The following is a 21,975-nucleotide window of genomic DNA, read 5'->3' on the forward strand; positions in this document are numbered from 1 at the left end:
TACTCGTGTCGTGGGCGGTCGTCAGCCGAGCGGCATGCGAACGCGGAATCGTGCGCCACCGGATTCGGCGTCGTCGATGGTGGCCGTGCCACCGTGTTGAGCGCTGACCAGACGCACGAGCGCCAGACCGATCCCCCGCCCGCCCGGGGTGTCGGCCTTCGAGGTCACCCCCCGCGAGAAGATCAACTCACGTTTCTCGGGCGGTACACCGGGGCCGGAGTCGACGACCTCGACGCAGAGATCGGGGACGTCCGAGGTCGAATCGTCGCGCACGAGGACGGTGATCGATCGCGAGCCGTGGTCGCGGGACACATCGAGCGCGTTGTCCACGAGGTTGCCGACGACGGTGATCACGTCGGTCGACAGCGCGGGGTCGAGGGCTCGCAGCCGCGACGACGGGTCGAGCGTCAGACGGACGCCGGTCTCGGCCGCCAGCGACGTCTTGGCGATCAGCAACGCGGCGACGGCCGGGTCTCCGATGTGCGCGGTGATGGACTCGCTGATCTCCGCGCGTCGCCGCGTCAGGGTCCCCACGAAGGTGGTGACGTCGTCGTAGGCGCCCAGTTGTGCGAGGCCGGAGATGGTGTGGAGTTGGTTGGCGAACTCGTGTGTCTGGGCCCGGAGGGTGTCGGTCACACTCTTGTGCGAGGTCAGCTGGCTCTGCATGGACGCGAGTTCGGTGCTGTCACGCATGGTGGTCACCGACCCGATGTGTTGACCCCGACTCTCGGCTCGTCTGCTGGTCGCGCTGCGGCGGTTCAACGCCAGCACCCGCGTGGACGTCGTCACGATGACGTCCTCCACATCGCCCGGTGACAGCAGGATCTCGCGGACACCGGCGTCCATGCCCGATTCGGCCACCGGCGTGCCCACCACGTCGGGCTCGAGGTGGAGCAGGGCGCGGGCACTGTCGTTGATCATCGTGATGCGTCCGTCGTTGCCGACTGCGATGACGCCTTCGGCAATGCTGTGCAACAACGCCTCTCGGTGGTCGGCGAGGCCGGCGATCTCCGCGGTCTCCATTCCCAGGGTGTGTCGTCGGATGCGACGGGAGAGCAGCCACGACCCGACCGCCCCGACACCCGCGCCGATACCCAGGTAGATCAGCAGGCGAGCGCCCGCGTCGGACAACAGCATCCACGTCGACGGGTAGTTCTCCGAGACGGTCACCACCGCCAGGACCCGCCCGTCGGTGTCGAGGATCGGGACGTGACCGGCGATGGATCGTCGGCCGTCGATGTCGACGTCGCCGGACCACCCCCGCCCGCCCAGGACGTCGCTGTCACCGAGGTCGGCGTCACCCCGCACCCTCGTCGGATCGGTGGAGACCATAACCCTGCCGTTCGGGGACACGATCTCGGCCACCGTGGCACCCGACAACGCGACCGCCCGGTCCACGTCGGGAGCGAGCACCTGCGCGACCTGCGGGGCGGCCAACTGCTCACGGACGATCGGCGTCGAGGCGAGGCTCTCGGCGACCGACAGCATGCGCCCGCCCGCGATGTCGCGGAACTCCTTGGTCGACTGGTGTATGGAGACCGCGGCGACCGCGCCGAGGACCACGGCGACCACCAGCAGCTGCAGCACGAGGAACTGGCCCGCCAGGGAGCGACCTCGGCGGCCGGGACGTCCCGGACCTCGCCGCGGACGGACATTCGGTCGCGACCACAAAGAACACTACTTTCGTTGGGTCCGAAAAGGTGACGTGGCTCACCTTTGGCTTCATGCTTGGCCTCGATCACAGTCTCACATCATCAACACGAATCGAGGACCGATGCGCAAACGGCTGGGCGCCATCCTGGCGCTGCTGCTGCTCGTCGCGGCGTGCGGCGTCACCCGCGGCGACGACGGCGAGGGCTTGCACCGCATCCGCATGATGGTGCCCAACAGCCCCGGCGGCGGGTACGACCTCACCGCCCGCACCGCGGTGAAGGTGATGGAGGACAAGGACATCACCGGACGCGTCGAGGTGTTCAACGTCATCGGGGCGGGCGGCACCGTGGCGATGGCGCGGTTGATGAACGAGTCCGGCAACGACGATCTCATGATGATGATGGGTCTCGGGGTCGTCGGCGCCGGCTACACCAACGGCTCCACGGCGCGCGTGTCGAACGCGACGCCACTGGCGAAGATGGTCGAAGAGCCCGAAGGCATTCTGGTACCTGCGGATTCACCGTTCAAGACCGTCGACGACCTTGTGCGGGCATGGCGCGCCAACCCGTCGTCGGTGTCGATCGGCGGCGGTTCGTCACCCGGCGGACCCGACCACCTTTTCCCGATGGAGACCGCCGAGGCGGTGGGGATCGATCCCACGAAGGTCAACTACATCTCCTACGACGGCGGCGGCGATCTGCTGACGGCCCTGTTGGGCAACAAGATCGCGGCCGGCACCTCCGGTCTGGGCGAGTACGTCGACCAGATCGAGGCAGGCCAGGTGCGCGTCCTCGCGGTCTCCGGATCCGAGCGGGTGGCCGACGTCGATGCACCCACGCTGCGCGAGGCGGGAATCGACCTCGAGTTCACCAACTGGCGCGGCGTGCTCGCGCCGCCCGGGCTGTCCGACGCCGCACGCGACGAGATGGTCGCCGCACTGACGGAGCTGCACGGGACCGACGAATGGAGAGAAGCGTTGAGCAAGAACGGCTGGACGGACGCGTTCGAGACGGGCGAACCCTTCGCGCAGTTCCTGCGTGAGCAGGATCAGCGGGTCGAGTCCACGCTGACCGAGTTGGGGTTGGTATGACCGCCACACTGAACCGTCCCGAGGGTCCGGAGGAGACCGAGTCCGAACGTCCCGACTGGGCACAGCTCGTCGTGTGCGCCGTGATGGTCGTGGTCGGGGTGTTCCTGATCGTCGACGCCATGTCGTTGACGGCCGAGTTCGCGAAAGTCGACCCCGTCGGTCCGAAGCTCTTCCCGCTCGTCATCGGGATCGGTCTCCTGGTCTGCTCGGTGCTTCTGGCCATCGCGACGTGGCGGGGCAGTCGGGGGACGCCCGATGACGGCGAGGACATCGACACCTCCGCTCCCGCGGACTGGAAGACGGTCGGGCTGCTGGTTCTCCTGTTCATCGCGACCATCGCCCTGGTCGACGTGCTCGGTTGGGTGATCGTGGGCGCCGGCCTGTTCGGCGGCGCGGCGACCATCCTCGGCAACCGGCACTGGGTCCGCAATCTCGCGATCGGTCTCGCGCTGTCGCTGATCAGTTTCTATGCGTTCTACGTCGGACTCGGGATCCCGTTGTCCGCAGGCATTCTGGACGGGATCCTCTGATGGACAACCTCAATTGGCTGATGAACGGTTTCGCCGAGGCGGCGACACCGATGAACTTGCTCTATGCGTGCATCGGCGTCCTGCTGGGCACCGCGGTCGGGGTCCTGCCCGGCATCGGGCCGGCCATGACCGTCGCGCTCCTTCTCCCGATCACCTACAACGTCAGCCCCAGTGCGGCATTCATCATGTTCGCCGGTATCTACTACGGCGGTATGTACGGCGGGTCGACGACCTCGATCCTGCTGAACACCCCGGGTGAGTCGTCGTCGGTCATCACCGCCATCGAGGGCAACAAGATGGCCAGGGCGGGGCGCGCCGCGCAGGCCCTTGCCACCGCCGCGATCGGATCGTTCGTCGCCGGATCCATCGGCACCGTGTTGCTGGTGCTCTTCGCGCCGATCGTCTCGAAGTTCGCGGTGTCCCTCGGCGCCCCGTCCTATCTGGCCATCATGCTGTTGGCATTGGTCGCGGTCACCGCCGTTCTCGGCAGTTCCAAACTGCGCGGATGCATCTCGCTGCTGCTGGGCCTGGCGATAGGGCTGGTCGGGATCGACTTCCTGACCGGACAGCCGCGCGCCACCTTCGGTATCGCCCAGCTGTCCGACGGCATCGACATCGTCGTGATCGCCGTCGCGGTGTTCGCCCTCGGTGAGGCTCTCTGGGTCGCTGCGCACCTGCGGCGCAAGCCCGCCGAGGTCATCCCCGTCGGGCGGCCGTGGATGGGCAAGAGTGATTGGAAGCGTTCCTGGAAGCCGTGGTTGCGCGGTACCGCATTCGGCTTCCCGTTCGGAGCGCTTCCCGCCGGCGGCGCCGAGCTACCGACCTTCCTCTCCTACATCACCGAGAAGAAGCTCACCAAGCACCCGGAGGAGTTCGGCAAGGGCGCCATCGAGGGTGTCGCCGGTCCGGAGGCGGCCAACAATGCCTCGGCTGCAGGCACTCTCGTACCGATGCTCTCGCTGGGTCTGCCGACCAACGCGACCGCAGCGGTCATGCTCACCGCGTTCGTCTCCTACGGCATCCAGCCCGGACCGACACTGTTCGACAAGGAACCGCTGCTGGTCTGGACGTTGATCGCCAGCCTTTTCATCGGCAACTTCCTGCTGCTCGCACTCAACCTGCCACTCGCGCCGCTGTGGGCGAAGCTACTGCGGACACCGCGGCCCTACCTCTACGCAGGCATCCTGTTCTTCGCCGTCCTGGGTGCGTATGCGGTGAACCTGCAGTGGCTCGATCTCGCGCTGCTGCTGGTCTTCGGACTCATGGGGCTGTTGATGCGTCGATTCGGACTCCCGGTGTTGCCGTTGATCATCGGCGTCATCCTCGGGCCACGCATCGAACGCCAGCTACGCCAGACCCTGCAGCTCAACGAGGGTGACTGGAGCGGCATCTTCACCGAACCGATCGCCGTCGTCGTGTACGTCATCATCGTGTCGTTGCTCGTGTTCCCGCTGATCGCCCGCTTCTTCGGCCATCGGACCGCCCTCACCACCGACACCACCCCCGCCCGTGAGAAGGAGAACGCATGATCGTCGTCGGCTACACCCCGGATGTGTACGGTCGGGCAGCCCTCGAGCACGCCATCACCGAGTCGCGGGTACGCGACACCGCCGTCACCGTGCTCAACGCGACCAAGGGGGACGCGTTGGCCGACCCCCGCTTCGCCGACTCGACCGACGTCGGCAACCTCGAGGAGATCCTCGGGGCGTCGGGCATCAGCTTCGTCGTCGAGCAGGACGTCTCGGTCGACCCGGTCGACGCCCTCCTCGACGCGATGGACCGTGACGACGCCGAACTCCTGGTCATCGGCATCCGCCACCGGTCCCCGGTCGGGAAGTTGCTCATGGGCAGTACCGCTCAGCGGTTGCTCCTCGCGTGCCCCAAGCCGGTTCTCGCGGTGAAACCCGCACTGGTGCAGTAGTTCCATTCACCGCCGACGGCAGATGCCGTGCACCCCGGTCGGGTGCACGGCATCTGTCGTTCGTATCGGTCGGCGCGGAGCCGATCAGTTGGGCGCGTTGAACCGGTCGTAGAAGAAGTTGTAGACCGGCACCGTGCTGAACACGTACGGCAGCGCGTGGTTCACGGCCAGCGAGGGGAAGATCGGCGGCGTGCCGTCGTTGATGACCCGCACGTTCGCCCCCTGTGCACGCCAACTCCGCACCATCTCCAGCACCTGTCCGTGCGGGATGATGTCGTCGTTGATCCCGGTGTCCACCAGAACCGGCGCGTTGGGCTTCGACTTCCCGATGAGCTGTTCGGCCAGTGCCTTCTGGATCTGCGGGTACTTCTGGGAGATCTCGAACAGCGACTTTCGCGACGTCGTCCACTCACTGGTGCGGTGGAAGCCGTACCGGAACGCGGTGTCACCGATGCAGGAGGTCGCCAGCTTCTTCAGGGCGGCCTTGCCCGCGGGGCTCGCCTCTTTCTGGATCAACGGGCCCAGCTCGGGGTATCTCGCCACCAACCCGTTCACCGTGTAGCCGATGACGCCGGTGATGGACGAGCCGTCGACTGCCTTTAACACCTTCTGCAGGTCTGCCGGAGGCGCGCCCGCGTAGGTCGCCTTGATGTTCAGCTCGGGCGCGTACGACGACGCCATCTCGGCCGCCGACGCCGTGGCACCGCCGCCCTGGGAGTAACCCCAGAAGCCCACCGGTGAATCGGCGGGCAGCTTGCCGTAGTTCAGCGCCGCGCGGGCGCCGTCGAGGACGGCGTGTCCCTCCTCGATGCGGTTGACGTAGGTGTGCACGCCGGGGGTTCCGAGGCCGATGTAGTCGGTCATGAGGACCCGGTAGCCCTGGTAGAGAAGCAGATTGGCGAACAGCGATTCGTAGTTCGAGCCCAGCGTCAGGTTCTTCGTGTCCACTGAGACCGGGAAGCCGACCAGCTTCGACGGCGCGCACTGGTCGCCCTGGCCGATGGTGCCCGGAGCCATGACGATGGTCGGCCGGGCGCCCCTGCCGCGCCACGGCGCGAACGGCTCGATGTAGGTGCCGGTGACCGCTGCGGGTGTGCCGTCCTGGAGCTTGGAGGTGTACATGACCGTCGTTCCCTTACCCGGGAACGGGCGCGGATCCGCGGGGATCTGCAGGAAGATCGGTGTCGATCTCGACTTGATGATCGACCCGGGTGCGGTGTCGAAGTTGGCAGGTGGCGTGTAGAAGCTCGTCGCTGCCGATGCCGTCGGAACGGTAACGGAAGTCAGGGTCCCCGACCCGATGACACAAGCGACGGCGACCGCGATCGCGCGCAAATGTGATTTCACGCACTCACCATATGACACACGTTCCTTTCTGGACAGACGACCCGGTGACTGTCCAGATCAATCGGGAAGTTTCGGGACCTCCATGCCCTCGCTGCGGTTGAGCAGCACCGCGCGCGTCAGGACAGACGCCCCGAAGCGGTTGCGGAGATCGTCCATCGCGTCGTCGAGCGCGGCGGTGTCCATGGTGACCGCGCCGCCGCTGCTCTCCTCGCGGAACGACCCCGCCGCGGTGTCGCCGAACGGCAGCGCCAGCTGGATCGCGTCGTCGTTGTCGAGGTTGGTCAGCGACAATCCGATCAGCGTGCAACCGCGGTCGGTCAGCTGCGGCATCGCGTCGGACAGCAGGCGGCGAGCGGCCAGCAGGATCACCTCGGTGGACGCCGTGGCCTCGGACAGCGTGTGCGAGCGCGACGCACGGGTGAAGTCGTCGAAGCGCAGACGGAGAACCACCGTTCGACAGACACGATTCGCGGTGCGCAGACGTTTACCCAGCCGGTCGGTGATGGCGACGATCGACGCCTCGATGTCGGCCTCGGTCTTGGGGCGGCGGCCCAGGGCGCGCTGGGAACCGATCGACCGTCGACGGCGTCCGACGTGGACCGGCCGGGGGTCGCGGGCCATGCTGAGGGCGAACAGGTGGCGCCCGGCCGCCGGCCCCAACAGCGCGGTCATCATCGACTCACCGAGGTCGGCGATGTCTCCGACGGTGTGGATGCCACTGCCGTGGAGCTTTGCCGAGGTCACCTTGCCCACGCCCCAGAGCCGCTCGACCGGCAGCGGGTGGAGGAACTCGATCTCGCCGTCCGGCGGGACGACCAGCAGGCCGTCCGGCTTGCCGACCGCGCTGGCGACCTTCGCGAGGAACTTGGTGCGGGCGACACCGACCGTGATGGCGAGCCCGACGTCGCTGTGTATCCGGGCCCGTAGGCGGGTGGCGATCTCGACGGGTGATCCGGCGATGCGTCGCAGGCCACCGACGTCGAGGAACGCCTCGTCGATGGAGATGCCCTCGACCAGCGGAGTGGTGTCGCGGAAAATCTCGAACACCGCGCGGCTCGCCTCGGTGTAGGCCTCGAACCGGGGAGGCACGACGATCGCCTGCGGACAGAGCCGGCGCGCCTCCTGCTCGCCGATCGCCGTGCGGATGCCGAACGCCTTGGCCTCGTAGCTGGCCGCCAAGACCACGCCACCACCGACGATCACCGGTCGCCCGCGCAGGGACGGGTTGTCGCGCTGCTCTACCGATGCGTAGAACGCGTCGAGATCGGCGTGGAGGATCGTGGCGTCACCTGGGGGCCGCTCCGAACCACGATCCTGCACGAACACATGTTCGCATCTGGCCCCGACAACCCGAGCCCGATCAGGCCGGTGACGAACCCCCGCGATGGTCGGCGGCGGCAGCCCGTCTACGAGCCAGCACGCCGAGCCACTGCTCGAAGAGCGCAGCCTCGGCGGGGCTCAGGTCCTCGTTGCCGTGCGACAACAGTGCCCGCAGCGCGATCGCGTGGCGGGCCACATCGTCGGCAGTGCGATCAGTAGCCCGGTCGGAGGCGTCGACGGTGACCGCACCCAGGACGGCGTCTCGGGTGTTCGCCGACAACGATTGCGCCGCGGGAAGAGTCGCCGGATCTGTGGTGATGAGTGTCATCGCGACGCCGATGCCGGTCGCATAGATCATCGCGGCCGCCGTGTCGACGGGCAGCGCCAGGCGACCCGCAGCGGCGGCCCGCTCGACTATCCGGCGCAGCACCTCGTAGACCTGGGTGGACTCATCCCCGCCCGGGCCGAGTCGCCGCTCGCCGTACATCAGCGTGTAGATGGCGGGGTTCGCCTGTGCGAACTCGATGTGCAGATCCCACCCGGCCCGTAATTCCCCGACGGGGTCGGTTCCGTGTTCATGCCGGGTGTTGGCGGTCAGGAAGCGCTGGAATCCGTCCGCGGCGACCGTCTGCAACAGCGATCGCATGTCACCGAAGTGGCGATAGATGGTCTGGGCCTGCACGTTCGCCTCAGCGCTGACCGCTCGCGTGGTCACCGCGTCGCGGCCACCGTCGGCGAGCAGACCCGTGGCGGCGTCGAGGATTCGATCCCGTGGCGAGCGGGGCACGTCGCGACTCATGTGAGCAACGATAACAGCTGTGTCACATCGTTGATGTGTTATCGTTGATGCATACTCAACGTGAGCATCGATCACATAATGGAGGATTCCATGCCCGACCCCACCATCACCCTGATCACCGGAGCCAACCGAGGAATCGGTCGCGCACTGGCGGCCCAGCTCGCCGATCGTGGCCACACCGTCGTCGCCGCCGCGCGCACCGAGGAGGCGGCTCGATCCGCGGCCTCCGAGTTGGTCGACGCCGGATCGGCCCGATCGATCGTCCCGCTCGTTCTCGACGTCACCGATCCCGACTCCGTCCGCGCGGCCGCCGAGAACGTCGACTCCGATCTCGGTCGAGTCGACGTCTTGGTCAACAACGCGGCCATTCATTTCGACGCCTGGCAGAGCGCGGTCGACGCCGACCTCGACGTCGTCACCGCAGCCCTGAACACCAATCTCATCGGCACCTGGCGCGTCACGCAGGCTTTCTTGCCGCTTCTCCGAAAGGGTCACTCGGCGCGCATCGTCAACGTGTCCTCCGAGCAGGCGTCGCTGACACGGATGGGTGCCGGCGTGCCCGCCTACCGGACGTCCAAGGTCGCCCTCAACGGACTGACCCGGATGCTCGCCGCAGAACTGGCCGATGCCGGCATCACCGTCGACGTCGCGTCACCGGGGTGGACCGCGACCGACATGGGTGGTGAGGGAGGACGTCCGGTTCCCGACGGGGCCGAGAGCATCCGTCGGGTGATCGAACTACCCGCCGGCACCGGCACCGGCCGGTTCTTCCAGGACGGCGCCGAACTGCCGTGGTGACCGACCCCGCAATCCACAACCGCACCACCAGAACGGACACCACGATGACCCCCTCGATCGACGACCTCGTCACCACGTTCTATCGCGCGTTCTCCGGCGACACCGATCTGCTCGAGACCGTGGTCACGCCGGACTGGGAGGACATCCCGCTCGCGCCCGGCCAGGGCCCCGGACCCCAGGGGGCCGTGCCGATCATCAGCGGACTGTCCCAGGCGGTCAGCGAACTCGAGATCGTCGTCCTCGACGTGGTCGACGGCCGCGGATCGGATGGCAACGGCACCATTGCGACGCGCTGCGAGATCCGCGGCGTGCACACGGGTGAGCTCATGGGCGCCCCGGGAACGGGCCGCGAGATCGCCGTCGCCCTGCACGAGTTCCACGAGATCGCCGACGGCAGGATCCGCAGAACCTGGCATCTGGAGGACTGGTTCGGTTTCATTCGCCGAGCTCAGGACGTCGTCGCGCCATAACCCTGTCCGCAGGCCCTCACACCGTGTATTCGTGGACACATGACCACCCCCGTACGCATCGGTGTCCAGATCCAGCCCCAGCACTCGCCCGAGTACTCACACATGCGTGACGCACTACGTCGCGCGGAGGACATGGGTGTCGACGTCGCCTTCAACTGGGATCACTTCTTCCCGCTCTACGGCGACCCCGACGGCGCGCACTACGAGTGCTGGACGATGCTCGGCGCCTGGGCGGAGCAGACCTCGCGCATCGAGATCGGCGCGCTGGTCACGTGCAACTCCTACCGGAACCCGGAGTTGCTGGCCGACATGGCCCGCACCGTCGACAACATCTCCGACGGCCGACTGATCCTGGGCATCGGGTCGGGCTGGAAGGAAAAGGATTACGACGAGTACGGCTATGACTTCGGTACCGCAGGCAGTCGCCTCGACGATCTCGCCGCGGCGCTCCCGCGCATCCGCGCCCGATTGGGGAAGCTGAACCCCGCCCCCACCCGCGAGATCCCGATCCTGATCGGCGGTCAGGGTGAGAAGAAGACGTTGAAGTTGGTGGCGCAGCACGCACACATCTGGCACGGCTTCGTCGACCCCGAGAGCTACGCCCACAAGAGCGCAGTGCTCGCCGAACACTGCGCGGCCGTCGGGCGAGACCCGAGCGAGATCCAGCACTCGGCCGGTGTCGAGCTAAACGGTGGCGTGAGCCGTGGCGAGGGGGTCAAGGAGCTCGTGGCCAAGGCCGACGAACTGCACGCCGCCGGGATCACCCTGTTCACCGTCGGCGTGAACGGTCCCGACTACGACCTGTCGGTGGCCGAAGAACTCTGCCGCTGGCGCGACTCGATCTCCTGAGCGCCTCCCGCGACGTCACGATCATCACACCCCGCAGGCGCTCGCCGAAGAGCAGACTGGATTCATGTCCGGAATACTGTTCTTCGACGGCGACTGCGGAATGTGCACCCGCGCCAAGGATCTGCTGCTGCGGATGAACCGCACCGGCGCCGTGCGCACCGAACCCATGCAGCGCCCCGGCACCGCGGAACGGGTCGGTGCGCCGGCGGATACGTTCATGGACTCGGTCTGGTGGCTCGACGACGACGGCACGGTCTACTCCGCGGCACATGCCGCCAATGCCGCGGTCGCCGCCGGACTCGGAACCCGTATCCCGTTGGCGATCTACCGACTCCCCGGTGTCCACCAGGTCCAGGAACTCACCTACCGCTGGGTCGCGGGCCATCGCCAGTACTTCCCCGGCACCACCCCGCACTGCACATCTGCACCGGGCGACTGCGCGCGCTGAACAACACCGCGGGCATCAGGCGGCGGAGACCTCGTCGGCGCCGAGCGCGAAGTCCCAGTGGCCGACCCCGTTGTTGGCCAGCCCCACGGTGACCAGGCCCATCCCCTCGAGCCAGTGCGCCATCGTCAGCCCGCCGACGTCGAGCGGTCGCAGTCCGAGACCGGCCACGAATCCCGACACCTCGGTCTTGGCCTGCTGGTCGTCGCCGGCGATGAACACGTCGGGCCTCCCCTTCTCCAACACGTTGCGAAAGATGGTGTTGAACGCCTTGATCACGCGTGCGCCCGCAGGAGCCACCTCGGCGACCTTCTGCGCGATCGAGGTCTCCTCGCCGTGTGCCAGTGCGTCGAACGAGGCGTTGAACGGGTTGCTGATGTCGACGATGATCTTGTCGGCGAGAGCGTCTGCGTACTCGACAACGACCGGGGCCACACCGTCGTGCAACAGGGCCGTGATCACGATGTCGCCGGCGGGGACGGCACCCCATGTGCCCACGGAGGCACCTCCGCCCAGGACTGTCGCCAGCTGTTCGGCTCTGGACCGATCACGTCCCATCACCTCGACCGTGTCGCCCGCGGCCACCGCGCGTGTGCCGATGGTGCGGGCCATGTTTCCCGTGCCGAGAAGGGTGATGCTGCTCATGAGGTTCTCTTTTCCGTGTTCGGGGAGTGCGTTGTCCGGTTCGCATCGATTGCGCACGAGCGGATTTGGTCGATGCGATCAGAGGGCGGTGGTGCCGCCGTCGGCGAGGAGTTCCAGCCCGTTGACGTAGCTCGAGTCATCGGAGGCCAGGAACAGGGCGACCGTGGCGATCTCCTCGGGGCGGCCCATCTCCCCGCGAGGGATGAGCGCCTCGAAGGCGTTCTTGGTCGCCTCGTCGAACAGTTCCTCCTGTTTGGCCGTGGCGACCTGCCCGGGGGTCAGAACATTCACCCGAATCCTGCGGTCGCGCAGTTCGTTCAGCCAAACGCGAGCCCAGGCCTGCTGCACCGCCTTGCTTCCCGCGTAGAGACTCCAGCCTGGAAAGGCACTGAGGGATGCGCTGGACCCGGTCATGAAGATCGACCCGTTGTCGTTGATCAGCGGTAATGCCTTCTGCACGGTGAACAGGGTGCCGCGCGCGTTCAGGGAGAACGCCCGATCGAACTGCTCCTCCGTGATCTCTCCGAGGACGGCGGCCTCCCCCATACCGGCGCTGGCCCACAGCACGTCGATGGAACCCTTCTCCCTCCTGACCGTGTCGTACAGGCGATCCAGGTCGGCCAGATCCGACGCGTCGCCCTGAACTGCGGTGACGTTGCGGCCGATGAGGTCGACGGCGGCGTCCAGCGACTCCTGCCGTCGAGCCTGGATGAAGACGTACGCGCCTTCGTCGACGAACAGTTTGGCGCCCGCCAGGGCCATTCCGGTTGATGCGCCCGTGATCACCGCAACCTTGCCATCGAGCTTTCCCACGATCTCTCCCTTGATTTGATGCTCTCCACCCGGCGCCCGCTTTGGTACCGGTCTGTGTACTTAAGCTAGCGGCGATCGCCGTCGCCCGCAAGCTACATACACCGATCGTTACCGGAGGCGTATGCTGCCGGTATGACGGAGTTGGAGAAGGGCCCACTGGGCCAACGACGCGGGCGGGGGGCACGGGAGCGCATTCTCAACGCGTCGAAGCAACTGTTCCGCGAGCAGGGCGTCAACCGCACGGGCGTTGATCAACTCTGTGCGGTGGCCCAGGTGTCCAAACGCACTGCGTACCAGCACTTCACCAACAAGGACGAACTGATCGCCGAGTACCTGCGCCAGTTCGATCCGGACGTCATGTCCGGGGTGTTCGACCGCGACGACCTCTCGCCCCGCGAGCGTCTCCTGGCCGCATTCGAGGTTTCGGCGTCCGCGCCGCTGTGCCCCTACATCGGGGCCGCAGTGGAACTCCACGATCCGAAACATCCTGCGTCGCAATACGCGCGCGACTACAAGATCGCCGTCGCCGCGCGGCTCACGGACGCGGCTCGCGAGGCCGGGGCCACCGACCCCGAACAACTCGGCGAACAACTGGCGCTGTTGCTCGACGGCGCCGCCGCCCGTACTCGCGTCATCAACAGTGGGTCCTTTCCGACCGCGGCGGCCATCGCCGCCGTACTCGTCGACAGCGCGATTCCGGCCTCCCGCCGATAACCCGTCGACCGCTCGTCGTCGACGGAGCCGGCAGGACGGTGGATCGGTGCTCGGCTACCGACCGCCGCCGTGTTGCTCGATCGCGCGACCGACCCGGTAGAGGCTCGGTTCATCGAAGTGCCGGCCGACGATCTGCAGGCCTACGGGCAGTCCGTCCACGGTTCCGCACGGCACACTCAACGCAGGATGATGAGTGATGTTGAACGGGCAGGCATTCGCCGACATCTCGATTGCCGCCTGCATTGATGCCATGGGCCCGGCAGCTGGGTCGGGCAGTGGTTGTGCCGTCTGGGGCGTCGTCGGCATCACCAGCACGTCGAACCGGCTCAAGGCCTCGTCGTAGGCGGCCCTCAGAACCCGGGTCTTGTTGACTGCTCTTGCGTAGTGGAGGCGACCGCTCTTGGCGTTGACGTAGTGTCCCACCATCGTGAACAGCGCCACGTTGGCCGGCCGACCGCCGACACGGTCGAGTCGGTCGAACAGATGCCCCATCATGTCCGTCGGGTAGTGGTCGTCCCGTCCGAATGCGAAACCCTGATTACGAGAGACGGTTTCGGCCATTCCCTCGATCGCTATCGCCGTCCACAGGGCCGGACCCACACTGTGCAACGGGATCGACACGTCCTCGACCACTGCGCCGGCAGCGCGCAATGAACGGGCCGCCGAGCGCACCGATGTGGTGACGGCGGCCTCTGCGTCGGGGCTGTCGAATCCCTCGGTCACCACCCCGACACGCATTCCGCGTACCCCGGCCTCAACCGCGGCCTCGTAGTTCTCGATGCGCACGTCGCGCTGGCGGGGGTCGATACCGTCGGGGCCGGCCAGAACCGCGAGCAGCCGGGCGTTGTCGGTGACCGTGCGCGCCATCGGGCCCACGTGGTCCAGCATCCCCTCCAGCGGCGCGATTCCGGTGTACGGCACCAGGCCATACGTCGGTTTCAGTCCGACGACGCCGGACCAGGACGCCGGCATCCGAATGGAGCCCGCCTGATCAGCCCCCAACGCCATGTCGGCATCACCGGTCACCAGCACGACGGCGCTGCCGCTCGACGATCCACCCGCCGAGACACCGATCCGGTGTGGGTTGTGTACGGGCCCACCGTGGGAGGTATGACTCCCGCCGGACATGCAGAAGTACTCGTTGGTCGTCTTGCCGACGATCTCCGCGCCCGCTCGCAAGGCTCGTGTCACGACGGTGGCATCGCCGGTCGGGACGAAATCGGCGAGTACGTCGGACCCGTTGGCCATCGGGAGGCCGGCGACCATGATGCTGTCCTTGACCGCGAGCCGGACCCCGGCAAGGGGACCCGATTCGACCTCGGTGATCGATGCCCGCACCTGCCACGCGTGGTGCGGGTCCTCGGTGGCCGACGGCCGTCGACAGGCCACCGGCCCTCGACTGACGAGGACCTCGGGTTCGTCTATCGCGTCGAGTGCCTCGTACACCCCGAGCATGCCTGTGATCATCTGCGTGTATTCCTCAGCTGAATCGGCGAGATCGTCGTAGCCGAGCTCCCGCGCGGTTGCGGCGATCTCGTCCGCGGTGGGCTCGGGGATGGTCATGTGTGGGCTCCTCGAAGATGGGATGACCTGGTCCCGTCGATGATCTGACCCATTGCGGACATTTACGGTCCTAAAAGACTCCCAACCTTCTTTGCCTTCCATTTACCTTGACCATGTGATCCCTTTACCTGGGGTGCGTAGCGTTCGGACGTTCTCGTCCACTTCCACAGCCCTGGGAGACCCACGTGGTTCGCATTCCGCTCACCCTTTTCTCTGCGCCCGCAGGCGCCCGATCACAGACCTGCGGCGCCACGCCCGGCTCGTCCGGGCGCGCCCGGGTGACCTGCCTCTACAAATGCGGTGACGCGTGCAGGCACCAGCCCGGCAACACCAGCGACAACGAGTACTTCGGCGACGTGGTGCGCACAATGGTCTCCCGGCGCTCGATCCTGAGGGGCTCGGCGACCGTCGCCGTGGGGGTGGGCGCCGCCGCTGCGCTTGCCGCATGTGGTGACGACAGCGCGACCACCTCGACGCCGTCGACACCACCGGTCACCGGATCCGGTACGGGCGACGGCATGGCCTTCACCCCCGTCGCGCCCAACACCCAAGATGCCCTGGTGGTCCCGGACGGATACGAGCAGTCCGTCGTCATCCGCTGGGGCGACCCGGTGATGCCCGGAGCACCGGCGTTCGACTTCGCCGCGCAGACCCCGCAGGCCCAGGAGATGCAGTTCGGCTTCAACAACGACTTCGCCGGATTGATCGCCATCGACGGCGAACCGAACAACTTCTACCTCGTGTGCAACCAGGAGTACACGACCGAGGAGTTCATGTTCACCGGTTACAAGAAGCTGGACCCGACCGAGAACCAGGCACGCGTGTCGATGGCCGCACACGGGATCACCGTCGTCGAGGTCACGTCCGAATCCGGTAGCGGAAAGCTGACCCCGCTTGTCGGACAGCGGAACCGACGCATCACCGCGTCGACACCGTTCACCCTCACCGGCCCCGCCGCGGGCAGTGAGTTCGTGAAGACCACGGCCGACCCGGCCGGGACCACCGTGCTCGGCACCATCGCCAACTGCTCGGGCGGACTGACCCCGTGGGGCACGATGCTCTCGGGCGAGGAGAACTACAACAACTACTTCTCCAACGCCGACAAGGTGACCGACCCGGCCGCGAAAGAGGGCCTCGACCGGTACAGCTTCGCCGACGACGCCGACTACCACGTGTGGGGCCGGTACGAATCGCGCTTCGACCTCGCCCGGGATCCCAACGAGGCCAACCGGTTCGGCTACGTCGTGGAGGTGAACCCGCACGACCCGACGTCCACCCCGATCAAGCACTCGTCGCTCGGGCGGCTCAAGCACGAGTCGGCCAACATCTTCGTCACCTCCGACGGAACCGTCGTCGCCTACACCGGTGACGACGAGCGGTTCGAGTACATCTACAAGTTCGTGTCGTCGAAGAAGATCACGCCCGGCAACGGGGCCTCCGCGATGCGCAACAACCTGCGCATCCTCGAGGTCGGCACGCTCTACGTCGCCAGGCTCACCGGCGAGGCGCCGGACCAGATCGACGGCAGCGGAAAGCTTCCGACCGACGGGAAGTTCGCGGGCAAGGGCACCTGGATCCCGCTGCTCACCGTCAACGACGACGGCTCGTCGGAGTCGAAGATCGCCGGGATGACCGCAGCGCAGGTCGCCGTGTTCACCCGCACCGCCGCCGACAAGGCCGGAGCCACCAAGATGGACCGGCCCGAGGACATCGAGCCGCACCCCAAGACCGGCAAGGTCTACTGCGCCTTGACCAACAACACCAAGCGCGGCACCGACGGTGAGGCCGGCGCCGACGAGGCCAATCCGCGCAACGAGAACAAGAACGGTCAGATCATCGAGTTCACCGATGATCACGCCGGCACGGAGTTCACCTGGGAGTTGTTGCTGGTCTGCGGCGACCCGGCCGAGGCCGACACGTATTACGGCGGGTTCGACAAGACGAAGGTCAGCCCGATCTCGTGCCCGGACAACGTGGCGTTCGACCCGCACGGCAACCTGTGGATCTCCACCGACGGCAATGCCCTGAAGAGCAACGACGGATTGTTCGCGGTCGCGCTCGACGGCGAGAACCGCGGCGAGACAAAGCAGTTCCTCACCGTCCCCCGAGGCGCGGAGACCTGTGGGCCGATCATCACCGAGGACCGCGTGATCGTCTGCGTCCAGCACCCGGGCGAGGAGGACGAGTACAGCGCGGACAAGCCGTACTCGAACTGGCCCGACGGCGGGTCGTCACAGCCCCGCCCATCGGTGGTCGCGGTGTGGAAGACCGGCGGCAAGATCGGGGTCTGACCGGCCGATCCGTAGCAGTTCGTGTCGCCTGGCGATACGAACTGCTACGCGGTGCTGCCGACCGTCCCCGGCAACAGGCGATCGACCACGTCGGACAGCGTGACCACGCCGAGGACGTCACCAGTGCCTGCGGACTGCACGACGGCGAGGTGGGTTCTGGTCTCGCGCATGGTCCGGAGCACCGCGTGCACCGGTTCCTGCGCGTCGACGCGCAGCAGCGACCGCATCAGATCCCCGGCGGTGCTGGAGCTCTCGGCAGTGAGGCTGTCACGGACGTGCACGACGCCGACGGTGTTGGCGCCGGCGCGCACCAGCAGCCGCAGGTGGCCGCTGGTCCGGGCGGTCGCCCTGATCTCGGCGATCGACGCACCGACATCGACAGCCGCGATTCTCGCGAGAGTCGCAGATTCGGCGACCATGTCGCCGATGGCGAGGCTCTCGATCTCCAGCGCGCTGGTCAGCCTTCCGTGGTAGCGCTCGTCGAGCGTGCCGACGGTGCCGGAGTGCTCGACCAGGTGTCGTAGCCCCTCGGTGTCCTGGGTGCCGTCGGTCTGGTCGACGGGCTCCACCCCGACGCGACGCAGGCACCAATTGGCCATGTGGTTGAGGCCGACGAGCAGCGGTCGGGTGAGGAACATGAAGCCACGCATGGGGATCGCCAACAGGGTGGCCGAGCGTTCCGGGTGCGCGATGGCCCAGGACTTCGGGGCCATCTCGCCGACCACGAGGTGCAGGAACGTCACGACGATCAGCGCGAGCACGAAGCCGATGACGTCGGCGATCCACAGCGGTGCGCCGAGGCTCTCGAACCGAGGGGTCAGCCAGTAGTGCACCGCAGGCTTGGTCACCGCGCCCAGGGCCAGGGTGCAGACGGTGATGCCCAGCTGCGAGCCCGCGAGGAGCACCGACAGATCCGACGCGCTGCGCAGGGCCGCGCGCGCCGCACGGCTGTTCACCGCGGCGTCCTCGAGTCGGTGGCGGCGGGCTGCGATGAGCGCGAACTCGATGGCCACGAAGAACGCGCTCGCGGCGATCAGTCCCGCGGTGACGAGGACGAGTACCCAGGGATTGCTCATCGTGTCGTCTCCATGTCGGTGGCGGCGTGATCGTCGGAGTCGTTGTGGGCCATGTCGACCCGGACACACACCCGCGCGGGCACCATCCGTTCGACCGCGACGACCGTCACCGTCAGCAGACGCCCGGGTGGGTCGTCGTCGTGGAGAAGATCGGCCGCGTCGGCCTCGAGCGGGATCGCGACGTGGCTCCCCTTCTCGGGGAATCCCCCGGCCGCGTGGATCGTGGCGCCGGCGAGGGTCTCGTAATCCCCCGCGGGAAGGCGGAACCCGATGACCCGCTCGACCTCGTCGATGGGGAGATCCCCCGGCATCGACCACCCCTCGTCGACCGAGCCGGTGACGGCGGCGGCGGTGCCCGCATCGTGTTCGTCGTCGATGTCGCCGACGAGTTCCTCGGCGATGTCCTCGACGGTGACGATCCCCGCGAATCCGCCGTACTCGTCGATGACCAGTGCCATCTCGGCCTTCGCCGTCTCCAACGTCGTCAGGACCGCGGGCAACGGCAGCGTCGTCGGCACCATCACAGCGGGGCGGGCGAAGTCGTCCGCGCTCCCGGAGGGGCGGTCGGCGAGCATGTCGTGCAGTGCGATCACACCGCGCAGGTCGTCGGGACCGTCGCCGATCACCGGGTACCGCGTGTGACCGGAACCCATGACTGCCAGCACCGCCGACACGTCGTCGTCCGCCGAGATCGTGTCGACCCGCGGGCGCGGGATCATGGCGTGCGCCGCGGTACGGCCGGGAAAGTCGAGGATCCGGTCGAGCAACGCCGACAGGTCGGGAGCGAGCTCGCCGGTGGCCCGCGACTCGGCGACGATGTGCGCGAGGTCGCGGGGTGTCGCCGAGTGCTCGACGTCGTGCACGGGCTTGATGCCGAGCACCTTGAGCAGCAGGTTCGACGACTGGTCGAACAGCCAGATCAGCCAGCCGAACAGCGACAGGTACAGCGTGGTGGAACGGGCCAGCCATTTGGCGACCGGCTCGGGTCGGGCGATGGCCAGGTTCTTGGGGAAGAGTTCGCCGAACAGCATCTGCACCAGCGTCGAGAGCACGACCGCGATGATCGTGCCCAACGCGACACCCGTCGCGGCCGCGAACCCCAGACCACCCAGCAGCTCGCCGACGCCCTCACCGATGAGCGGCTCGGCCACGTAGCCGACCAACAGACCGGTGACGGTGATGCCGAGCTGTGCACCGGACAGCATGAAGGAGGTCCGACGCGTCACCCGCAGGGCACGTTCGGCGCTGCGGTCGCCCGCTGCGGCCTGCGCCTTGAGCCGTGAGCGGTCGGCAGCCATGTAGGCGAACTCCTGCGCGACGAAGTAGCCGGTGAACGCGGTGATCACGAGGACCACGAGGATGCCGGCGAGGATTCCGAGGATCGTCACGACACTTCTACGTCCAACTGAACGTAAAAGTTCCTTTACCTACCGGGCAGTGACCTAATCGAGCCAGTCCAGGACGGCCGCCGCGGTCCAACTCTGTTGCATGCTGCCCAGCGGCTCGCCGGTGAACGGTTCGTAGTATTCGGCGAACGCACCGTCCTGTGCCTGGCGCAGCCCCTCCTCGCGGAGGCGGGCCGAACGTTCGGGCCAACCGCGCCGGGCGAATGCCCATGAGAACAGCCAGGTGATCACCGGCCACACCGGTCCGCGCCAGTACTCGCGCGGTTTGAAGTTCGCCGCGATGGGCGAGTTCGACGGCGGGACGGCGTACCTCAGGTCGGGATGGCCACAGAAACGCGGACCCTCGAAGATCCGCAACAGCGTCCGTTCGCGGTCGCGGGGCAGGCCGCCGCAGAGCAGCGGAGCGAAGGCCGCGATGGTCTCGGTGTTGATCCACCGTCCGGCGCGCAGGTCGAAGTCGCGGGCGATGCCGTTGCGCTCGTTGGTCGCCGACACCACGCCGGCACGGAAGCGATCGGCCCACGCCCGCAGGTCACGGACGTCCGCCCGGGGCTTCGAGTAGTCCTCACCGATGGTCGCGAGGACGTCGCACGCGACGGCGAAGATGGCGCTGACGAACACGTCCTCGACGGCGAAGCTCATCACGTCGGGCAGCAGGGCGTCGTCGTAGTTGACCCGTTTCATCTGCTCGACGAGCCACAGGTAGCGGTCGTACTCGAGGTCGGTGGGGCGCATGGTGAGGTCGGCGACGTGGGTCAGATCGGCGCGGGTGTACGGCGGCAGGTCGGCCCCGGGGACGACGTTCTCGTAGGCGGCGTCCCAGCGTGGCGAGTTGTCCATGCCGGACTCCCAGCCGTGGAACAGCGTGATCCGACCCCGCCCGCCCGGATCCCGGGCGTCGGCCAGCCAGCGGTGCCACCGCACCAGGTCGCCCCAGCGACGATCCAGGAACTCGTTGGCCACCGCGCGGGTCGTGCGCCCTCGTCGACGGGACTGGTCGAGGATCCGCTGCACCGCGATCGCGTGGACGGGCGGCTGGGTGATGCCGGAGGTGTCGGCGGTCGTCGGGGCGTGGGCGGCCAGTTTTGCGCACTCCCATCGCGCCGGGCCGGGGAAGTATCCGTCGCGGCCGTTGGCGAACACGATGTGCGGGATCATCCCGTTGGTCCACTGGGCCGAGAGCAGGGTGTCCATCTCGATCACCGCGCGTTCCACGCTCAGCGGTGCCAGACCGACCGAGACGAACGCGGCGTCCCAGCTCCACATGTGCGGGTACAGCTTGGGTGCGGCGCTGGTCATGGTGCCGAGATCGTTGCCGCGCAGGAGATAGGCCGCGCGCGCCGACAGCTGGGTCGGGGTGAAGCCGAGGTTCGCCACCTCGCCATCCTCCCGCACACCTGCGGTTTCGCGCGCGGCGGCGCGATCGGGCCCGACACCGCGCGGACGGGGCGGAGTCCGATTCGCACCAATTTGCCAGGTGGTTTTCAGGAACGCCGCATATCTTCGGTTCTCATCACCGCACCAGGACACGATGAGACGGAGCGACATGAAGAAGAAGCTGCTGTGGGCCGCCGGAGTGATCGTCGTGGTCGTGATCGTGGCGGTCGCCGCCGGACCATGGGTCTACAAGAACTGGATCGTCGAGGACGCCGATGAGGCGCTGAGTCTGCCCTCGCAGACCCAGGCCGCCCAGGGCGACGTCAACGGCGCGTGGACCGTCGTCGCCGGCCCGGACGCACAGGACACCCGGACGCAGGCGGGGTACCGGGTCGACGAGGTGCTGCGCGGGGAGAACATCACGGTCAACGGCCGCACCGCGAAGGTCACCGGCGGCATCGACGTCGCCGCCGACAAACTCGAGAGCGGCACCATCACCGTGGACGTCGCATCCATCACGAGCCCGGAGTCGTCGCGCGACAACAGGTTCCGCGGCTCCGGGATCATGGACACCTCTGCGCATCCCACCGCTACGTTCGAGATCACGAGTCCCGCCGACATCTCCGGGGTCCCGGCCTCGGGTGCGGCCGCCACGGTCCCGGTGACCGGCACGATGACCCTCAAGGGCGAAAAGCGGGACGTGAGCACCGATCTCAACGTCAAACGATCGGGGACCTCGGTCATCGTGCAGGGCTCGATCCCGGTGACATGGTCGGACTACGGCGTCGAAGCGCCCTCGCTCGGCTTCGTCCAGGTCGAGAAGACCGGATCCATCGAGTTCCTGGTGAACCTCGACCGCGCCTGACCG

At 67.4% G+C, this 21,975-nt stretch carries 21 protein-coding genes; 11 read left to right on the forward strand and 10 right to left on the reverse strand.

Annotated features, from left to right (window positions below):
* Window positions 1-21 precede the first annotated feature (21 nt).
* Entirely contained in the window at window positions 22-1,587 is a 1,566-nt protein-coding gene (locus LX13_RS09110; RefSeq protein WP_253661019.1) for a sensor histidine kinase, read from the reverse strand.
* Window positions 1,588-1,774: 187 nt separating this feature from the next.
* On the opposite strand from LX13_RS09110, the gene LX13_RS09115 reads away from it, so the two are divergent.
* Genes LX13_RS09115 through LX13_RS09130 form a run of 4 tightly spaced genes read left to right on the forward strand, consistent with a single transcriptional unit; the run spans window position 1,775 to window position 5,194 of the window.
* On the forward strand, window positions 1,775-2,743 hold the full coding sequence (locus LX13_RS09115) for a Bug family tripartite tricarboxylate transporter substrate binding protein (RefSeq protein WP_253661020.1): 969 nt from the start codon (window positions 1,775-1,777) through the stop codon (window positions 2,741-2,743).
* Window positions 2,740-3,273: a tripartite tricarboxylate transporter TctB family protein gene (locus LX13_RS09120; RefSeq protein ID WP_253661021.1), complete on the forward strand. Its 534-nt coding sequence runs from the start codon at window positions 2,740-2,742 to the stop codon at window positions 3,271-3,273. Before LX13_RS09115 ends, LX13_RS09120 begins: the two co-directional genes overlap by 4 nt.
* Window positions 3,273-4,802: a tripartite tricarboxylate transporter permease gene (locus LX13_RS09125; protein WP_253661022.1), complete on the forward strand. Its 1,530-nt coding sequence runs from the start codon at window positions 3,273-3,275 to the stop codon at window positions 4,800-4,802. Before LX13_RS09120 ends, LX13_RS09125 begins: the two co-directional genes overlap by 1 nt.
* Window positions 4,799-5,194, forward strand: coding sequence for a universal stress protein (locus LX13_RS09130; RefSeq protein ID WP_253661023.1), 396 nt, complete (start codon window positions 4,799-4,801; stop codon window positions 5,192-5,194). The genes LX13_RS09125 and LX13_RS09130 overlap by 4 nt, the downstream gene beginning before the upstream one ends.
* 84 nt (window positions 5,195-5,278) lie before the next feature.
* On the opposite strand, the gene LX13_RS09135 is transcribed toward LX13_RS09130, so the two are convergent.
* The 3 genes from LX13_RS09135 to LX13_RS09145 are packed head-to-tail and all read right to left on the reverse strand — an operon-like array spanning window position 5,279 to window position 8,660.
* Complete coding sequence (locus LX13_RS09135; protein WP_253661024.1) at window positions 5,279-6,541, reverse strand: lipase family protein; 1,263 nt, start codon at window positions 6,539-6,541, stop codon at window positions 5,279-5,281.
* 57 nt (window positions 6,542-6,598) lie between these two features.
* On the reverse strand, window positions 6,599-7,861 hold the full coding sequence (gene dinB / locus LX13_RS09140; protein WP_253661025.1) for a DNA polymerase IV: 1,263 nt from the start codon (window positions 7,859-7,861) through the stop codon (window positions 6,599-6,601).
* Between the two features lie 40 nt (window positions 7,862-7,901).
* Window positions 7,902-8,660 (reverse strand): TetR/AcrR family transcriptional regulator, encoded by a 759-nt coding sequence (locus LX13_RS09145; protein WP_253661026.1) that lies wholly within the window; start codon window positions 8,658-8,660, stop codon window positions 7,902-7,904.
* A 90-nt stretch (window positions 8,661-8,750) separates the two neighbouring features.
* Between LX13_RS09145 and LX13_RS09150 the strand changes: the two genes are divergently transcribed.
* The 4 genes from LX13_RS09150 to LX13_RS09165 all read left to right on the forward strand — a co-directional run bounded on the left by LX13_RS09150 (window position 8,751) and on the right by LX13_RS09165 (window position 11,225).
* Window positions 8,751-9,458, forward strand: a complete 708-nt coding sequence (locus tag LX13_RS09150) for an SDR family NAD(P)-dependent oxidoreductase (protein ID WP_253661027.1) — start codon at window positions 8,751-8,753, stop codon at window positions 9,456-9,458.
* A 44-nt stretch (window positions 9,459-9,502) separates the two neighbouring features.
* Entirely contained in the window at window positions 9,503-9,928 is a 426-nt protein-coding gene (locus LX13_RS09155) for an ester cyclase (RefSeq protein WP_253661028.1), read from the forward strand.
* A gap of 39 nt (window positions 9,929-9,967) precedes the next feature.
* Entirely contained in the window at window positions 9,968-10,777 is an 810-nt protein-coding gene (locus LX13_RS09160) for an LLM class F420-dependent oxidoreductase (RefSeq protein ID WP_253661029.1), read from the forward strand.
* Between the two features lie 64 nt (window positions 10,778-10,841).
* On the forward strand, window positions 10,842-11,225 hold the full coding sequence (locus LX13_RS09165; protein WP_253661030.1) for a thiol-disulfide oxidoreductase DCC family protein: 384 nt from the start codon (window positions 10,842-10,844) through the stop codon (window positions 11,223-11,225).
* Between the two features lie 15 nt (window positions 11,226-11,240).
* On the opposite strand, the gene LX13_RS09170 is transcribed toward LX13_RS09165, so the two are convergent.
* Both LX13_RS09170 and LX13_RS09175 read right to left on the reverse strand, forming a co-directional pair.
* Window positions 11,241-11,867, reverse strand: a complete 627-nt coding sequence (locus tag LX13_RS09170; RefSeq protein ID WP_253661031.1) for an NADPH-dependent F420 reductase — start codon at window positions 11,865-11,867, stop codon at window positions 11,241-11,243.
* A 78-nt stretch (window positions 11,868-11,945) separates the two neighbouring features.
* On the reverse strand, window positions 11,946-12,680 hold the full coding sequence (locus tag LX13_RS09175) for an SDR family NAD(P)-dependent oxidoreductase (protein ID WP_253661032.1): 735 nt from the start codon (window positions 12,678-12,680) through the stop codon (window positions 11,946-11,948).
* Between the two features lie 132 nt (window positions 12,681-12,812).
* Here LX13_RS09175 and LX13_RS09180 point away from each other — a divergent pair, with 132 nt between their 5' ends.
* Window positions 12,813-13,394, forward strand: a complete 582-nt coding sequence (locus tag LX13_RS09180) for a TetR/AcrR family transcriptional regulator (protein ID WP_253661033.1) — start codon at window positions 12,813-12,815, stop codon at window positions 13,392-13,394.
* 54 nt (window positions 13,395-13,448) lie between these two features.
* Here the strand turns inward: LX13_RS09180 and LX13_RS09185 are convergent, their stop codons facing one another.
* A complete protein-coding gene (locus LX13_RS09185; protein WP_253661034.1) occupies window positions 13,449-14,957 on the reverse strand; it encodes an amidase in 1,509 nt (502 codons plus the stop codon).
* A 185-nt stretch (window positions 14,958-15,142) separates the two neighbouring features.
* Between LX13_RS09185 and LX13_RS09190 the strand changes: the two genes are divergently transcribed.
* Entirely contained in the window at window positions 15,143-17,248 is a 2,106-nt protein-coding gene (locus LX13_RS09190; protein WP_372499862.1) for a PhoX family protein, read from the forward strand.
* Window positions 17,249-17,292: 44 nt separating this feature from the next.
* Here the strand turns inward: LX13_RS09190 and LX13_RS09195 are convergent, their stop codons facing one another.
* Genes LX13_RS09195 through ggh form a run of 3 tightly spaced genes read right to left on the reverse strand, consistent with a single transcriptional unit; the run spans window position 17,293 to window position 21,107 of the window.
* Window positions 17,293-18,324, reverse strand: coding sequence for a hemolysin family protein (locus tag LX13_RS09195; RefSeq protein ID WP_253661035.1), 1,032 nt, complete (start codon window positions 18,322-18,324; stop codon window positions 17,293-17,295).
* Complete coding sequence (locus LX13_RS09200) at window positions 18,321-19,712, reverse strand: hemolysin family protein (RefSeq protein WP_253661036.1); 1,392 nt, start codon at window positions 19,710-19,712, stop codon at window positions 18,321-18,323. Before LX13_RS09200 ends, LX13_RS09195 begins: the two co-directional genes overlap by 4 nt.
* A 54-nt stretch (window positions 19,713-19,766) precedes the next feature.
* Entirely contained in the window at window positions 19,767-21,107 is a 1,341-nt protein-coding gene (gene ggh, locus LX13_RS09205; RefSeq protein ID WP_253661037.1) for a glucosylglycerate hydrolase, read from the reverse strand.
* Window positions 21,108-21,276: 169 nt separating this feature from the next.
* Here ggh and LX13_RS09210 point away from each other — a divergent pair, with 169 nt between their 5' ends.
* Window positions 21,277-21,972 carry a YceI family protein gene (locus LX13_RS09210; RefSeq protein WP_253661038.1) on the forward strand — a complete coding sequence of 232 codons (696 nt, stop codon included), beginning with the start codon at window positions 21,277-21,279 and terminating at the stop codon, window positions 21,970-21,972.
* Window positions 21,973-21,975 lie beyond the last annotated feature (3 nt).

The sequence above is a fragment of the Williamsia maris genome, assembly GCF_024171815.1.
GTDB classification, from domain to species: Bacteria; Actinomycetota; Actinomycetes; order Mycobacteriales; family Mycobacteriaceae; genus Williamsia_A; species Williamsia_A maris.

Excerpts from the sequence above, each read along its gene's own strand:
- LX13_RS09125 (WP_253661022.1), top strand. The coding sequence starts at position 3,273 with ATGGACAACCTCAATTGGCTGATGAACGGTTTCGCCGAGGCGGCGACA.
- LX13_RS09155 (WP_253661028.1), top strand. The coding sequence starts at position 9,503 with ATGACCCCCTCGATCGACGACCTCGTCACCACGTTCTATCGCGCGTTC.
- LX13_RS09150 (WP_253661027.1), top strand. The coding sequence starts at position 8,751 with ATGCCCGACCCCACCATCACCCTGATCACCGGAGCCAACCGAGGAATC.
- LX13_RS09195 (WP_253661035.1), bottom strand. The coding sequence starts at position 18,324 with ATGAGCAATCCCTGGGTACTCGTCCTCGTCACCGCGGGACTGATCGCC.
- LX13_RS09130 (WP_253661023.1), top strand. The coding sequence starts at position 4,799 with ATGATCGTCGTCGGCTACACCCCGGATGTGTACGGTCGGGCAGCCCTC.
- LX13_RS09120 (WP_253661021.1), top strand. The coding sequence starts at position 2,740 with ATGACCGCCACACTGAACCGTCCCGAGGGTCCGGAGGAGACCGAGTCC.
- LX13_RS09165 (WP_253661030.1), top strand. The coding sequence starts at position 10,842 with ATGTCCGGAATACTGTTCTTCGACGGCGACTGCGGAATGTGCACCCGC.
- LX13_RS09160 (WP_253661029.1), top strand. The coding sequence starts at position 9,968 with ATGACCACCCCCGTACGCATCGGTGTCCAGATCCAGCCCCAGCACTCG.
- LX13_RS09115 (WP_253661020.1), top strand. The coding sequence starts at position 1,775 with ATGCGCAAACGGCTGGGCGCCATCCTGGCGCTGCTGCTGCTCGTCGCG.
- LX13_RS09185 (WP_253661034.1), bottom strand. The coding sequence starts at position 14,957 with ATGACCATCCCCGAGCCCACCGCGGACGAGATCGCCGCAACCGCGCGG.
- LX13_RS09170 (WP_253661031.1), bottom strand. The coding sequence starts at position 11,867 with ATGAGCAGCATCACCCTTCTCGGCACGGGAAACATGGCCCGCACCATC.
- LX13_RS09180 (WP_253661033.1), top strand. The coding sequence starts at position 12,813 with ATGACGGAGTTGGAGAAGGGCCCACTGGGCCAACGACGCGGGCGGGGG.
- LX13_RS09145 (WP_253661026.1), bottom strand. The coding sequence starts at position 8,660 with ATGAGTCGCGACGTGCCCCGCTCGCCACGGGATCGAATCCTCGACGCC.
- LX13_RS09210 (WP_253661038.1), top strand. The coding sequence starts at position 21,277 with ATGAAGAAGAAGCTGCTGTGGGCCGCCGGAGTGATCGTCGTGGTCGTG.